The 15,097-nt window shown below is 69.5% G+C and carries 12 protein-coding genes; 2 read left to right on the top strand and 10 right to left on the bottom strand.

Annotated elements, in window-relative coordinates; all coding sequences use genetic code 11:
* Window positions 1-45: 45 nt before the first annotated feature.
* The 5 genes from mutM to NC7_RS27095 all read right to left on the bottom strand — a co-directional run bounded on the left by mutM (window position 46) and on the right by NC7_RS27095 (window position 3,404).
* Window positions 46-939 carry a bifunctional DNA-formamidopyrimidine glycosylase/DNA-(apurinic or apyrimidinic site) lyase gene (gene mutM, locus NC7_RS27115; RefSeq protein WP_067988457.1) on the bottom strand — a complete coding sequence of 298 codons (894 nt, stop codon included), beginning with the start codon at window positions 937-939 and terminating at the stop codon, window positions 46-48.
* A 1-nt stretch (window position 940) separates the two neighbouring features.
* Window positions 941-1,660: a ribonuclease III gene (rnc, locus tag NC7_RS27110; RefSeq protein WP_236573759.1), complete on the bottom strand. Its 720-nt coding sequence runs from the start codon at window positions 1,658-1,660 to the stop codon at window positions 941-943.
* A 22-nt stretch (window positions 1,661-1,682) separates the two neighbouring features.
* Entirely contained in the window at window positions 1,683-1,865 is a 183-nt protein-coding gene (gene rpmF, locus NC7_RS27105; RefSeq protein WP_067988453.1) for a 50S ribosomal protein L32, read from the bottom strand.
* Window positions 1,866-1,867: 2 nt separating this feature from the next.
* On the bottom strand, window positions 1,868-2,554 hold the full coding sequence (locus NC7_RS27100) for a YceD family protein (protein WP_067988450.1): 687 nt from the start codon (window positions 2,552-2,554) through the stop codon (window positions 1,868-1,870).
* Window positions 2,555-2,630: 76 nt separating this feature from the next.
* The gene (locus NC7_RS27095) at window positions 2,631-3,404 is read right to left on the bottom strand and encodes a DivIVA domain-containing protein (protein WP_067988447.1); all 774 of its coding nucleotides are present in this window, start codon (window positions 3,402-3,404) and stop codon (window positions 2,631-2,633) included.
* A gap of 206 nt (window positions 3,405-3,610) precedes the next feature.
* Here NC7_RS27095 and NC7_RS27090 point away from each other — a divergent pair, with 206 nt between their 5' ends.
* Window positions 3,611-4,126: a GtrA family protein gene (locus tag NC7_RS27090; protein WP_067988443.1), complete on the top strand. Its 516-nt coding sequence runs from the start codon at window positions 3,611-3,613 to the stop codon at window positions 4,124-4,126.
* 122 nt (window positions 4,127-4,248) lie between these two features.
* On the opposite strand, the gene coaD is transcribed toward NC7_RS27090, so the two are convergent.
* From coaD to NC7_RS27075, 3 genes are read right to left on the bottom strand one after another with little or no spacing between them, the layout of a single operon-like run.
* Window positions 4,249-4,737 carry a pantetheine-phosphate adenylyltransferase gene (gene coaD, locus NC7_RS27085; RefSeq protein WP_067988439.1) on the bottom strand — a complete coding sequence of 163 codons (489 nt, stop codon included), beginning with the start codon at window positions 4,735-4,737 and terminating at the stop codon, window positions 4,249-4,251.
* 3 nt (window positions 4,738-4,740) lie between these two features.
* Window positions 4,741-5,304, bottom strand: a complete 564-nt coding sequence (gene rsmD, locus NC7_RS27080; RefSeq protein ID WP_067988436.1) for a 16S rRNA (guanine(966)-N(2))-methyltransferase RsmD — start codon at window positions 5,302-5,304, stop codon at window positions 4,741-4,743.
* A complete protein-coding gene (locus NC7_RS27075; protein WP_067988435.1) occupies window positions 5,301-8,699 on the bottom strand; it encodes a pyruvate carboxylase in 3,399 nt (1,132 codons plus the stop codon). Before NC7_RS27075 ends, rsmD begins: the two co-directional genes overlap by 4 nt.
* 272 nt (window positions 8,700-8,971) lie before the next feature.
* On the opposite strand from NC7_RS27075, the gene NC7_RS27070 reads away from it, so the two are divergent.
* Complete coding sequence (locus NC7_RS27070) at window positions 8,972-10,396, top strand: short-chain fatty acyl-CoA regulator family protein (protein WP_084458823.1); 1,425 nt, start codon at window positions 8,972-8,974, stop codon at window positions 10,394-10,396.
* Window positions 10,397-10,450: 54 nt separating this feature from the next.
* Here NC7_RS27070 and recG read toward each other — a convergent pair whose 3' ends face one another.
* Together recG and NC7_RS30660 are read right to left on the bottom strand one after the other, a co-directional pair.
* A complete protein-coding gene (gene recG, locus NC7_RS27065; protein WP_067988428.1) occupies window positions 10,451-12,712 on the bottom strand; it encodes an ATP-dependent DNA helicase RecG in 2,262 nt (753 codons plus the stop codon).
* A gap of 3 nt (window positions 12,713-12,715) precedes the next feature.
* On the bottom strand, window positions 12,716-15,067 hold the full coding sequence (locus NC7_RS30660; protein ID WP_236573760.1) for a DAK2 domain-containing protein: 2,352 nt from the start codon (window positions 15,065-15,067) through the stop codon (window positions 12,716-12,718).
* Window positions 15,068-15,097: the final 30 nt, after the last annotated feature.

Below are 15,097 nucleotides of genomic sequence, written 5' to 3'. Positions count from 1 at the left end.
CCCCACCTGCGGCAGATCTGTCAGGGCAACGGTATCGCGCCGCGATCAGCGTCGACGCGGCTTCCGCTGACACGTCGGACAGGAAAACGAGGACCGATTCATGAACTGCTCACGGATCAGCAGGGCACCGCACCGGTCGCACGGTTCGTTCTCGCGCCCGTAGGCGGCCAGCGATCGGGAGAAGTACCCGGATTCACCGTTCACGTTCACATACAGCGCGTCGAAGGAGGTGCCGCCGACGGCCAGCGCCTCGGTCATCACGGCGGTGACGGCGTCGAGCAGGGTGCGCAGCGCGGGCCGGGTGAGGGTGGCGGCGATGCGGGTGCCGTGCAGTCCGGCCCGCCACAGGGCCTCGTCGGCGTAGATGTTGCCGATGCCCGACACCACGGTCTGATCCAGCAGCACCCGTTTGATCTCGGTGTTCTTGGCGCGGATCGCGGCGACGACGGCTTCGCGATCGAAACGCGGGTCGAGCGGGTCGCGGGCGATGTGGGCGACGGTGTCGGGGACGACGCTGCCGTCGACCTCCACGAGTCCGGCCAGCGACCAGCCGCCGAAGGTGCGCTGATCGACGAACCGCAATTCGGCGCCGTCATCGAGAACCGCCCGGATATGGGCATGTTTCTCGACGGGCGCCGCGGCGGGCTGAACCAACATCTGACCGCTCATCCCCAAATGCACGACCAGGGCCAGATCCAGTCCGGTTGCGGAGGCGCCGGTACCGAGCGGGGTCGCGTCGAAGGTGAGCCAGAGATATTTGCCGCGCCGATGCGCAGCCTCGATGCGCAGCCCGGTGAGCTGCGCCGACAGATCGGCCGGACCCGCCACATGCCTGCGCACCGCACGCGGATGGGTGACGGTCACGCCCTCGAGCACCCGGCCGACGGCGTGCTCGGCCAGACCGCGCCGCACCACCTCGACTTCGGGAAGTTCGGGCACGTCAGGCTTGGGCGGCTTCGTCCGAGGCGGCGGCCTGTTCGGTGAGCGCCTTGTAGGCGGCACCGGCGGCCTTCTGCTCGGCTTCCTTCTTGGACCGCCCGACGCCCGAACCGTACGGATTCCCGGCGATCACCGTCGTCGCGGTGAACTCCTTGTTGTGGTCCGGGCCGGTCGAGGTGATCTCGTAGGCGGGTACGCCGAGACCGCGTTCGGCGGTGAGTTCCTGCAGGCTGGTCTTCCAGTCGAGGCCCGCGCCCATGCGGGGACCGCGCTCGAGGAGATCGGCGAACAGGCGAAGCACCACGCCGCGCGCGACGTCGATGCCGTGCTCGAGGTGCACCGCACCGAGCAGCGACTCCATACCGTCGGCGAGGATGCTCGGCTTGTCCCGGCCGCCGGTGAGCTCTTCGCCCTTGCCGAGCAGCAGGTATTGACCGAGTCCACCGTCGCCGAGGCCACGCGCCACTTCGGCGAGCGCGTGCATGTTCACCACACTGGCGCGCAGCTTCGCGAGCTCACCCTCGGACTTGTCCGGGTGCTCGGTGTAGAGGCGTTCGGTGATGCTCAGGCCGAGCACCGAGTCGCCGAGGAATTCCAGGCGCTCGTTGGTCGGTAGTCCACCGTTCTCGTACGCGTACGACCGGTGCGTCAGCGCGAGGCGCAGCAGCTCCGGTCGTACGTCGACACCGAGGGCGGCGAGGAGACTGGCGTGGTCGGTCACGTCGCTACGTGTGATCGGACGATCAGACAGCAGCGGTGACCTGGCGGCCCTTGTAGGTACCGCAGGACGGGCACGCGATGTGCGGGAGGGTCTTCTCACCGCAGGCACGGTTCGGGCAGGTGACCAGGGTCGGCGCGGCGGCCTTCCACTGGCTGCGCCGCGACCGGGTGTTGGAACGGGACATCCGGCGCTTGGGAACAGCCACGGCTACTTCTCCTCTTGGTTTTCGCTGACCACACGGGCGTCGTCTGCCCCGGGAGCGGATCGGTCTTGGTGGGTGGAACCCTCGGCGGGATCGCCGGTGCCGGGCTCCTCGGTGGCGAACGACGCCAACTTGGCCCAGCGGGGATCCAGTATCTCATGCCCATGATCGGGACCGGCAATCGCCATCCGCACACCGCATTCGGGGCACAGGCCCGCACAGTCCGGCGTGCACAGCGGCTGCAGCGGAAGCTCCAGCCCGATGGCGTCGAGGATCACCGGCTCGAGGTCGATGAGGTCGTCTTCCATGCGGTAGACCTCGTCGTCCTCGGTCGTCTGCTCGGTGGTGCTGTCCGGATACGCGAACAGTTCCGTCAGACGAACCTCCACCCGGTCCTCGAACGGTTCGAGGCAGCGCGAGCACTCCCCCACCGTCGGCCCGGACACCGTGCCGGTGACCAGCACACCCTCCGAGACGGCCTGCAGCTGCAGGTCGAGTTCCACCTCGGCGTCGGCCGGGATGGCGATCAGGTCGAGACCCATCCGCTCGTGCTCGGTGGCCGTGCGCCGCACCTCCCGCATGGTTCCCGGCCGACGGCCGAGATTGCGGACATCCAGCACGAAACCCGCGTCGGACACAGGACCGTTGCTGGTCTTGTGCGGACGCGAAGGCGAACCGGAACGGGCGGACATCACAGACTCACTTCTGCTGAGGGGATCGTGGGCAACCACTCAACAGTACGGCAGGACCCCGCCCGAACTCAAAACGTCACCGACGGTGCTCGGCGGCGTATTCGGGATACTCGGGCGACGAGGCGCCGCGCATGTGCCTGCGGCCCCGGGTGACCGTGCGCCGGGTGGTGGTGAGCGTCTCCTCGAGTGCGGCGAGTTTGCCGTCGAATTCGGCCATCCGCTGATCGACGTATTCGTCGCATTCGGCGCGGATCCGGTCGGACTCGGCCTGCGCCTCGTCGATCAGGCGCGCGGACTCGGCGTGCGCGGCCCGCACCACCTCGGTCTGCGACACCAGCCGGGCCTGTTCGGCCTCACCGTCGGCGACCGAGCGTTCGTAGGAGGCCTTGCCCGCCTCGATGGCGCGGTCGGCGTCGATCTGGGCGCGGCCGGTGAGCTCGTCGTACTCGGCATTGCCGTCGGCGACGACCTGGTCGGCCTCGGCCTGGGCGGCGGCGACGAGACGGTCGGCGTGCGCGGTGGCCTCGGCGACCATGCGGTCGGCGTGGGCCTTGGCGTCGGCCAGGATGCGATCGGCCTCGGCGCGGGCGTCCTCGACGGTGGTGCGGGCCTGCTCGTTGGCCGAGGTGATGGTGGTCTCGGCGCCCGCCCGCGCGTCACCGACGATCTTGTCGCGGTGATCGAGCACGTCCTGGGCGTCGTCGAGTTCGCCGGGCAGGGCGTCGCGCACGTCGTCGAGGAGTTCGAGGACATCGCCCCTCGGCACGATGCAGCTGCGGGTCGGCGGGATGCCGCGTGCCTCCTCGACGATCGCGACGAGCTCGTCGAGTGCTTCGAATACGCGATACATGCTCACTACCCTCCTGCGGACTCACGGCGAACGACTACCGCCGTGCCCAGTGTGCCCGCGATCGGCCGGTGTGCCGAATGTCGGCGCGGTGTGTCGCGACAGTGTCCGAGATCGCACACATATCAAGTGGAGTGCGGCCCTCCACTTCGCTACGATCTAGGGGCACGACAAAGCTGTCGACGCCTGTACCGCGATCGGAGTCGATCATGACCGTCCTGGAAACACCGAAGTATCCGGTGACGAGCGTGTTCACACCCTGGTTCGCCCCGTACCCGACGACGCTGCCCGCCGCGCCCGCGGCCCGCCCCCGGCTCGACCGCGCCCTCGAGTACCTGCGCGGCGACCGCGCTTTCCCCCAGCTCATCCGCTTCGCCCTGGTCGGCGGCGCCAGCAACATCGCCTACGTGTTGCTGTTCTTCACGATGATCGGCACGGGCCCACTGGTGGCCAATGTGGTCGGCTCGATCGTGAGCACCGTGATCGCCAACGAACTGCACCGTCAGCTCACCTTCCACGCCGCCGATCGCGTCGGCTGGTTCACCGCGCAGTGGGAAGGCGGTGGGCTGGCCCTGCTCGGGCTGGTCATCACGACGGCGAGCCTCGGCGCGCTCGGCGTCTGGGCTCCCGGCCTCGGCGATGTCGCCCAGGCGCTGGCCGTGCTCACCATCACCGCCGCCGTCGGCGGCCTCCGCTTCCTGGCACTCAGAGGCTTCGTCTTCTAGCTGTTGCGCCTCTCCGGGAATTCGAGCCGGACTCAGGCGGAGGCGACGGTGCGTCGGCGGCCAGACCGAGGTGGTCGGTCGCCGTAGCCCGCCCCCGATGAGTTACCCATCTGCTCGCGAGTTCAGTTCTTGCGTTCCGCAATGCGGTCGAGGAGGCGCTTGTGGACGGCCGGGGGGAGCATGTCGGTGACGTCGCCGCCGTAGGCCGCCACTTCCTTCACCAGGGAACTGGACAGGAAGCTCAGGGACGGGTTGGTGGCGATGAAGAAGGTGTCGACGCCCGCCAGTTTGTGGTTCATCTGGGCCATCTGCAGTTCGTAGCCGAAGTCGCCCGCATCGCGCAGACCCTTGACGATCGCGCTGACGCCCTCCTGCTTGGCGAAATCCACCAGCAGCCCTTGCCACGAGGCGACGCGGACGTTGGGCAGGTGCGCCACCGATTCGCGCAGCAGTTCCATGCGCTCCTCGACGGTGAACATGCCCTGCTTCTTGGGGTTCACCATCACGGTGACGATCACCTCGTCGAATTGCGCGGCGGCGCGGGTGAACACGTCGAGGTGACCGTTGGTGACCGGGTCGAAGGAACCGGGGCACAGTGCTGCAGCAGCCATGACTCAGACGCTAGCACCGTATTCGGCGAGCTCGATCCTGGTCTCCCCGTATTTACGTGCCTTCAGCACCGAATACCCTGCGGGCCAAGTGATTTCGGGCGAACGGATCGATCGTTCCACCACTACCAGCGCCTCGGGCGCGAGCCAGCCGTGCTCGGCGAGGGCACGCAGGTCGGCGGTGACGTCGTCGGTGCTCACGTCGTAGGGCGGGTCGGAGAACACCACGTCGTACGCCACGGGAGCAGGACGCGCCAGGACCGAGGCCACGCTGCCGAGCCGCAGTTCGGCGCCGGGCAGGTTCAGCTCGGCGATATTGGCGCGCACCACCGCACCCGCCTTGCGATCGGCCTCGATCAGTAGCGCCTGGGACGCGCCGCGCGAGAGGGCTTCCAGCCCGAGCGCGCCCGATCCGGCGTACAGGTCGAGCACCCGTGCGCCGTCGAGATCGAGGCGGGCGTCGATCGCGCTGAACAGCGCCTCGCGCACCCGGTCGGAGGTGGGCCGGGTACCGGCGGGCGGCACCGCGAGGCGCCGCCCACCGGCCACACCGGCGATGATGCGGGTCATTCCGACTCGCGCGCGGCCAGCTCGATCAGCAGATCCCCACCTTCGACCTGCTGCACCTTGGCGGTGGCGATGCGCCCGACCACACCGGCGCGCGGCGCGGTGATGGCGGCCTCCATCTTCATGGCCTCGATGGTGCCGATGGTGTCGCCCGCGCTGATCGTGTCGCCCTCGGTGACGGCCAGGGTGACCACGCCCGCGAACGGCGCCGCGATGTGGCCCGGGTTGTTCTTGTCGGCCTTCTCCGCGGCGGGCACCTCGGAGGCGACCGACCGGTCGCGCACCGCGATCGGGCGCAGTTGCCCGTTCATGATGCACATGACCGTGCGCATGCCCTTCTCGTCCGGCTCGGAGATGGCTTCCAGCCCGATGAGCAGGGTGACACCCTTCTCCAGCTGCACCCGGTGTTCCTCGCCACGGCGCAGACCGTAGAAGAACTGGTTCTCCGACAGGCCGGTGGTGTCGCCGTACTTGTCGCGGTGGGCCAGGAACTCGGCGGTGGGGCCGGGGAACAGCAGCCGGTTCAGGGTGGCGCGACGCTCGTCGGACGAGCCGTCGAGTGCCTTCTGGTCGGCCGCGCTCAGCGGGGTCTCCGGCTTGGGTTCGTTGCGACCGGCCAGCGCCTTGCTGCGGAACGGTTCGGGCCAGCCACCGGCCGGTTCGCCGAGTTCACCGCGCAGGAAGCCGATGACCGAGTCCGGGATGTCGTAGCGGCCGGGGTCGGCGGCGAAGTCCTCGATGTCGACGCCGGAACCGACCAGGGCCAGCGCCAGGTCGCCGACGACCTTCGACGACGGGGTCACCTTGATGAGACGACCGAGCAGCCGGTCCGCCGCCGCGTACTTGGCCTCGACCTCCTCGAACCGATCACCGAGCCCGAGCGCGATCGCCTGCTGACGCAGGTTCGACAGCTGCCCACCGGGAATCTCGTGGGTGTACACCCGCCCGGTCGGCGCGGGCAGGCCCGACTCGAACGGCGCGTACACCTTGCGCAGCGCCTCCCAGTACGGCTCGAGATCGCACACATTGCGCAGGTTGAGCCCGGTATCGCGCTCGGTGTGCGCGGCCGCGGCCACGATCGCCGACAGCGCGGGCTGGGACGTGGTGCCCGCCATCGCCGCGCTCGCGCCGTCGACGGCGTCGGCACCGGCCTGCCAGGCGGCCAGGTAGGTGGCGAGCTGACCGCCGGGAGTGTCGTGGGTGTGCACGTGCACGGGCAGATCGAAATTGCTGCGCAGCGCGGTCACCAGCTTCGCGGCCGCCGGTGCGCGCAGCAGACCGGCCATGTCCTTGATCGCGAGCACGTGGGCGCCCGCGTCGACGATCTGCTCGGCCAGCTTCAGGTAGTAGTCGAGCGTGTAGAGCTGCTCGTCGGGGTCGAGCAGGTCACCGGTGTAGGACAGGGCGACCTCGGCGATCGCGGTGCCGGTCTCGCGGACCGCGTCGATGGCCGGGCGCATCTGGTCGACATTGTTGAGCGCGTCGAAGATGCGGAAGATATCGATGCCCGTGGTGGCGGCCTCGGACACGAACGCCCGCGTCACCTGCTCGGGGTACGGCGTGTAACCGACGGTGTTGCGACCGCGCAGCAGCATCTGCAGACAGATGTTCGGCACCGCCTCACGCAACGCGGCCAGCCGCTCCCACGGGTCCTCGTGCAGGAAGCGCAGCGCCACATCGTAGGTCGCGCCGCCCCACGCCTCGATCGACAGCAGCTCGGGGGTGAGCCGGGCGACGTGACCGGCCACACCGAGCAGACCGTTGGTGCGCACCCGGGTGGCCAGCAGCGACTGATGCGCGTCACGGAAGGTGGTGTCGGTGACGCCGAGCGCTTTCTGCTCCCGCAGCGCCTTCGCGAAACCCTCCGGGCCGAGGGCGAGCAGTCGCTGCCGCGACCCGTCCGGCGGCGGCACGGTCAGGTCGACGGCGGGCAGCTTGTCGTACGGGTACACCGTGGTGGGGCGTTCGCCGTTGGGCTTGTTGACGGTGACGTCGGCCAAATAGTTCAGGATCTTGGTGCCACGGTCGGCCGACCCACGTGAGGTGAGCAGTTCGGGCCGCTCGTCGATGAACGAGGTGGTGACCCGGCCCGCCTGGAAATCGGGGTCGTCGAGCACCGCCAGCAGGAACGGGATGTTGGTCGTCACACCACGGATGCGGAACTCGGCCAGCGCGCGACGGGCTCGCGCGGCCGCCGCGGGCAGGTCACGGCCACGGCAGGTGAGCTTGACCAGCATGGAGTCGAAGTAGGCGCCGATCTCCGCGCCCAGGTTCGCGCCACCGTCGAGCCGGATGCCCGCGCCGCCGGGCGTGCGGTAGGCGGTGATGCGCCCGGTGTCGGGGCGGAAGCCGTTGGCCGGGTCCTCGGTGGTGATGCGACACTGCAGCGCGGCGCCGCGAATCGCCACCTTGTCCTGGCTCAGCCCCAGGTCGGCGAGTGTTTCCCCGGCCGCGATGCGCAGCTGCGACTGCACCAGGTCGACATCGGTGATCTCCTCGGTGACCGTGTGCTCCACCTGGATGCGCGGGTTCATCTCGATGAACACGTGGTTGCCGCGCTCGTCGAGGAGGAATTCGACGGTGCCCGCGTTGCTGTAGCCGATCTGCCTGGCGAAGGCGACGGCGTCGGCACAGATCCGTTCCCGCAGCTCCGGGTCGAGATTCGGGGCGGGCGCCAGTTCGATCACCTTCTGGTGGCGGCGCTGCAGCGAACAGTCCCGCTCGAACAGGTGCATCACATTGCCGTGCTGGTCGGCCAGGATCTGCACCTCGATGTGGCGCGGGTTCACCACCGCCTGCTCGAGGAACACCGTCGGATCGCCGAAGGCCGACTCGGCTTCCCGCGAGGCGGCCTCGATCGACTCCCGCAGCTGCTCCGGCGCGGCGACCCGGCGCATGCCGCGCCCGCCGCCACCGGCAACGGCCTTGACGAAGATCGGGTACTCGAGCTGCTCCGACGCCGCCAGCAGCGCGTCGATGTCGGCGCTGGGTTCGCTCGATTTCAGGACCGGCAGACCGGCGGCCTTGGCCGCTTCGATAGCGGTGGCCTTGTTGCCCGCCATCTCCAGCACCTGCGCCGAGGGGCCGATGAAGGTGATGCCCTCGCGAGCACAGGCCGCCGCGAGGTCGGGGTTCTCCGACAGAAAACCGTAGCCGGGGTAGATGGCGTCGGCGCCCGCGCTCTTGGCGGCGTCGATGATCGCCTCGATCGACAGGTACGCCCGGACGGGGTGCCCCTCCTCGCCGATCTGGTAGGACTCGGCAGCCTTCAGCCGGTGGACGGAATTGCGATCCTCGTGCGGGAAGACCGCGACCGTTCCGATGCCGAGCTCGTAGGCCGCGCGGAAGGCGCGGATGGCGATCTCGCCGCGATTGGCGACCAAGACTTTCGAGAACATTGGACCACGGTACCCGGCCGGACCCACCCCTCCGGCACGGAAGGTGGGTTCGCAGCAATCTTCACCGCCGACCCCGCCCACCTGCGAACCGACGGTTACGCGGCTGTCACATCTCACCGCTCGCCGCCGCCGTCGGTGCGCTCGGCGCCCGCGATCGCTTCGCATGTTACGCACGAGTAATCCTCGGTAGAATCCCTTGCGGGACTGCACTTCTCCCAGGCCATTCCCCACTTTCAGCGAACATTGCGAACGGGCGGCGCTAGGATCCTGACGTGCGGAAGATGTACGCGGGGGCCAGACTTCGACGGCTACGCGAAGAACGACGGATGACCCAGGCCGCGCTGGCCAAATCGCTCGATCTCTCGCCGAGTTACCTCAACCAGCTCGAGCGGGACCAGCGACCGCTCACCATTCCCGTTCTGTTGAAACTGAATTCGACCTTCGACCTGGACGTGCAGTTCTTCGCCGCCGACTCCGACGCGCGGCTGGTCTCGGACCTGCACGAGGTGCTCGTCGAGGCGGCGGGCGGCGGCGACACCGCACCGATCACCGAGGTGGAGGAGCTGGCGACCCGCCTGCCGGAGGTGGCGCGGATCGTCATCGCCATGCACCGCCGCCTGCGCGCGGCCACCGACCAACTCGATCTGCTGTCCTCCCGCGTCGACACCCCGACCGGGGCCCCCGGCACCCCACTGCCCTACGAGGACGTGCGGGACTTCTTCTACGACCATCGCAACCACATCGCCACCCTCGACCACGCCGCCGAGCAGTTGTTCGAGGAGTCCGGGCTGAGCATCGGTTCGTTGGACCGGCAGTTGGCGCGGATCGCCGAGGAACGCGCGGGGGTCACCGTGCTCGTGCGGGGCGACGGCGCCGACCCCGCCATTCCCAAACGCCACTACGACCCGGACACCCGCACCCTCACCCTGGCCCGGCGGCTGCGGCCCGGGCAGCGCGCGTTCCAGATCGCCTCCACCCTCGGCCTGCTGCTCTACGGCCGCGAGATCGACAATGTGCTCGCCGAGTCCCGGGCCCTGGCCGGGGAGTCGCGCACGCTGGCGCGGGTGGGGCTGGCCAACTACTTCGCCGGGGCGCTGATCCTGCCCTACGGGCGGTTCCTGCGCTCGGCCGAGGAACTGCGCTACGACGTGGACCTGCTCGGATTGCGATTCGAGGTGGGCTTCGAGACGGTCTGCCACCGGCTGGCGACCCTGCAACGGCAGGGTCAGCGTGGGGTGCCGTTCTTCCTCGTCCGAACCGACCGAGCGGGCAACATCTCGAAACGCCAGTCAGCCACCGCTTTTCACTTCTCCCGCGTGGGTGGGAACTGCCCGCTGTGGGTCACCCACGAGGCTTTCGCCCAGCCCGGGCGGATCCTCACCCAGATCGCGGAGATGCCCGACGGGCGGCGCTACCTGTGGATCGCGCGCACCACGCCGACCACGGCACAGGGGTACGGGACAGCGGCGAAGAACTTCGTCGTCGCGCTCGGGTGCGACATCGAGTACGCCGATCGGCTGGTGTACTCGCAGGGGATGCAGGTCGACGACCCCCATATCGCGGTGCCGATCGGCGCCGGGTGCAAGGTGTGCGAGCGACCAGCCTGCCCGCAGCGGGCGTTTCCGCAGATCGGACGGCCGTTGGCGGTCGCCGAACACACCGCGACCGATCTGCCGTATCCGCGATTGCCGCGCTGAGCTCAGCCGGACGCGGCCGCCGATGCCCCGGACGATCGGTCGCGTCCGCCGACCTCATGACTTGGCGAGGTACTCCAGGCGTTCGCCGTCGACGGCGGCGTTCATCATCCCGGCCAGGCCGGGGTGTTTCACCAGCCCGGGATCTTCGGCGACCACCCGGCGGGCCAGGTCCTGGGCGGCGGTGATGACTTCGAGGTCGTCGAGCAGCGACAGCAGGCGCAGCGAACGCGCGGTGCCGGACTGGGCCGAGCCGAGTACGTCACCCTCGCGGCGCTGACGCAGGTCGAGTACCGACAGCTCGAAGCCGTCGGTGGTGGCGGCGACCGCTTCGAGCCGGGCCATCGCGGTGCCGCCCGGCGCGGCATCGGTGACCAGCAGGCACAGACCGGGGTGCTTGCCTCGGCCGATGCGCCCGCGCAGCTGGTGCAGCTGGCTCACCCCGAAGCGGTCGGCGTCGACGATCACCATCACGGTGGCGTTCGGGACATCGACACCGACCTCGACGACCGTGGTGCACACCAGCACATCGATCGCGCCGTCGTTGAACTGGCGCATCACGTGGTCCTTCTCGTCGGACGGCAACCGCCCGTGCAGCAGCCCTACGCGCACGCCCGCGAGCGGCCCGGTACTCAGCGTCTCGTACATGTCGACCGCGGCCTGGGTGGTCGGGCCCTCCTTCTCCTCGGCCTTCTTGCCCTTGGCCGGTGGTGCGTCGGGATCCTCGCCGATGCGCGAGCACACGACATAGGCTTGTCTGCCCTGGCCGACCTCCTCCACGATGCGTTCCCACGCCCGCTCGACCCAGGCCGGATGCAGTTTGCGCGCCACGACTTTCGACGTGATCGGCGAACGCCCCTTGGGCAGCTGGGTGAGTGTGGAGGTTTCGAGATCGCCCAGGGTCGTCATCGCGATGGTGCGCGGGATGGGGGTGGCGGTCATGACCAGCAGGTGCGGGCTCACCCCGTCTTTCGCCTTGGCGCGCAGCGCGTCTCGCTGCTCCACACCGAAGCGGTGTTGTTCGTCGACCACCACGAGACCGAGGTCGAAGAACTCGACCGCGTCCTGGATGAGGGCGTGGGTGCCGATGACGATGCCCGCCTCACCGGTCACCGCGTCGAGCAGCGCGGACTTCTTCGCCGCGGCCGACATGGAGCCGGTGAGCAGCACCACCTTGGTCGAGTGCTCGGCCGCGCCGAGTTCGCCTGCGGTACCGAGGTCGCCGAGCATCGCCCGCAACGACCGATAATGCTGTGCGGCGAGAACTTCCGTCGGTGCGAGCAGGGCGCACTGGCGGCCCGCGTCGACCGCCTGGAGCATGGCGTGCAGGGCGACGATCGTCTTGCCCGAACCCACCTCGCCCTGCAACAGGCGATGCATCGGGCGGGTACGCGACAGGTCCTCGGAGATCTCGTCGATCACCTGCCGCTGGCCTTCGGTGAGCTCGAAGGGCAGTCGTTCGTCGAAGTCGGCGGCGATGCCGTCGGTGCGTGGCGGGCAGGCGGGCGCGGTGCGGCCCTCCACCTCGTGCCTGCGTTCGGCCAGCACCAGTTGCAGTGCCAGCGCTTCGTCGAAACGTAAACGGTCCCTTGCCCGCTCGATGTCGAGTTTGTGTTCGGGCAGATGGATCAGGCGCAGCGCGTCCGACACCTCGAGCAGGTTGCGTTCGGCACGCAGGTCCGCCGGGAGCGGGTCGTCGATCGGGTCCAGCTGGTCGAGGACCTGACGGATACAGGCGAGCAGATCCCAGCTCTGCACCTTCGCTGTCGCCGGATACACGGGGACGAACTCGCGCTCGAAGAAGGAGGCATCCACGCCCCCAGCACCTTTGGCGCTCTGGGCGAGTCCGCGCAACGCGCCGCTGCCGCGCACCGACGTGAGCTGTTCCACGCCCGCCTCGGCCTTGTCGGGCAGGATCAGGTAATCGGGGTGCGAGAGGTTCCAACGGTCGGGGCGCCACCAGTGCACGGTGCCCGACATCATCGCCCGCACACCGTCTTTCACCAGATAGCGCACCTTGTCGCCGTTGAAGAAGGTGGCCTCGATCGGACGGGTGGCGCCGGTGTCGAGCTGCACCTTCAGCAGCGAGCCGCGACGGTTCTTCATCGGCCGCAGTTCGGTTTTCGTGATCCGGCCGATCACCGTGATGTGGGCGCCCTCCTCCGGTTCCTCCTCCGTCAGCGGCTGCCCCTGGGTGGCGTAGCGCGCCGGGTAGTGGCGCAGCAGGTCTTCGACGGTGGTCATGTCGAAGGCTTCGGCCAGGCGGTCGGCGGCCTTCACGCCGAGTACGTGGTCGAGCCGGTCGCTCAGTGTCGTCATCGTCTACTCGACCCCAATCTGCACCAGATCCGCTTGCTGCCCACCGGAATACACCACCACATCGACACCGGGGAATCCGGCGCGCACGTGATCGGCGAGAATCCGGCCCAGTTCGTGCCCGGCGCCCGCGCCCATCAGCAGGGTCACCAATTCCCCACCGAGACCGAGCATCCGGTCGAGCAGGATGCGTCCCGCGCCGACCACGTCCGGGTCGATCACCACCACATCCTCGCCGACCAGCCCCAAACCGTCACCGGGAGAACAGGTCCCGACCATCGTGAGCGCCCGCACGCGCGCCGCACGCAGCGCACCCCACCGGGTGGTCGCGGCGGCCTCGGACATGGCGAACGCGTCGTCGACGGCGATCCGTCCCCGATCGTGTACCGCGAGTGCGGCCAGACCCTGCACCATCGAGGCGCTCGGCAACAGCAGCACGTCGCGCGACCCGTCACGCGCGGCGACACCGACGGCGACCAGTTCCTGGGCGGGCAGCGCGCCATTGGGCAACACAAGCACCTCGCGATGCGGCATGCCCCGGATCGCCCGCAACAGGGTGTCGGCGTCGAACGCCTCGTCCTCGCGCAGCACCACCGCGCCCGCGTCTTCGAACAGCTCCGCCGCTTCGGCACCGGCCACGACGGCGACGACCCCTCGGTCAGCGAGCGCATCGGTGGAAGGGGTGGTTCGCCCCGCCGAACTCGGATCGATCGGAGCCGAGGTGCCACCGCGATGGGTGAGGTCGGCGTCTTGCGTGACGTCGCCACCTTGCGACGAGAATCGACCACTCGACGGAACTGCCCCGGTCGGGGAATCCGGCAGCGCGCCGTCGGCAGACACAGCGCCGGACGGATCCTCGGTGATCCCGGGTACGGCCGGTGTGGGCGAACCCGCGGCGCCACCACCTTGCGACACCACACGGCGGGCGGCCGACCCCGCGTGGTGGCCGACACCGTTGTGCGCGGTGACAGCGAAGCTCTCGATCCGGATGGCACTCAGGGCCCCGACCGCGAGCCCCGCCTCGATCGCCGCGCCCGCGTCACGGCAGTGCACATGCGCCGACCAGGTGGCGTCACCGTCGCCGACCACGACGACGGAATCGCCGAGCACCGCCAACCGCTCACGCAGCAGCCCCGCGCCCGTGTCGTCGGTGCCGGAGATCACATACATGACTTCGAAATGCGGGTCGGCGCCGCGGCCGCGGTCCTCGTCGTCGCGGAGACCGTCGCGGTCCGCGCGCACCCCGCCACGGCCACGCGGTGACTCGTCCTTGTCGGTGCTCGAACCGTCATCAACCCTGCGCGGCTCATCGCAGCGCTCGAGCGCCTTGTCGTGGTCACCGCACACCCGGGCGCGTTCACCGAGGTCGAACCCACCGAGTAACGCATCGGCATCGTGACGGGCATCCGTCCCGCCTCGGTGCGCGCCGAGCGACCCTGGCAGCTGCCCACCACCGCGTCCGCGCTCGGAGGTGCTGATCGATTGCCCGTGCCGACGCTCAACCGTCGGGGCCGGTGTCGGTCCGTCCGCTCGCTCACGGGCGTAGGTATGGCGTTCGGGAGCCGCACCACACACCACGGCGACCAGGCAGTCCAGCAGTACCAGCAGACCGCGTGCACCGGCGTCGACCACGCCAGCGGCGCGCAGCACGCCGAGTTGGGCGGGCGTCTCGTTCAGCGCACGTGCTGCGCCGTCCGCCGCTGACTTCGCCACCCACTCCAGCGAGGAATCATCGCACTCATCGGCGGCGACGGCAGCCCGATCGAGCACCGTCAGGATCGTGCCCTCCACCGGCGCGCTCAAGCCCTGTCGCACCAGCACCGCCGCTCGCCGCAGCGCCACCCGCAACCGCTGCCCGGTCAACGGCCCGTCGACGGCGGCCTCGGCGATCCCGCGCAGCACCTGCGACAGGATGATCCCCGAGTTCCCCCGCGCTCCGGCCGTGGCGCCCCGGGCCAATGCCTTCGCCACCGCCCCGGCGCGACCGTCATCGTGTCCGGCCAGCATCGGCGGACCCGGCTCCGGTGCTCGTCCGTCAGGCCACGGTTCATCGCCCGATCGCGACGCAGGCAGTAGGTGATCACGCGACACCGCGGGCGCGGACCCGGTCGGCCCCGCCTGCGCATCTCGGTCTGCCACCGCGGCGGCGAGGGCGGCCCGCATAGTGGCCAGCAGGTTGGTCCCGGTGTCGGAATCGGCGATGGGGAAGACATTGAGAGCGTCGATCTCGGATCGGCGGGTCTCGAGGCCCGCGCAGCAGGATTCGGCCCACGACAGCAGCGCGGCGCCGTCGAGCGCCTCGGGCACCTGCGACACCGTCACCTCGTTCCCCGTCGGCCGTGCTCGCCCGCCGAGCATCGCTGCCAGGTTAGCGCCAGCGACCGACAG

The sequence above is a fragment of the Nocardia caishijiensis NBRC 108228 genome (assembly GCF_001612825.1).
Lineage (GTDB): Bacteria > Actinomycetota > Actinomycetes > Mycobacteriales > Mycobacteriaceae > Nocardia > Nocardia caishijiensis.
Note: the sequence above shows the minus strand (reverse complement) of the source record. Positions and strands in the feature narration are given on the sequence as shown.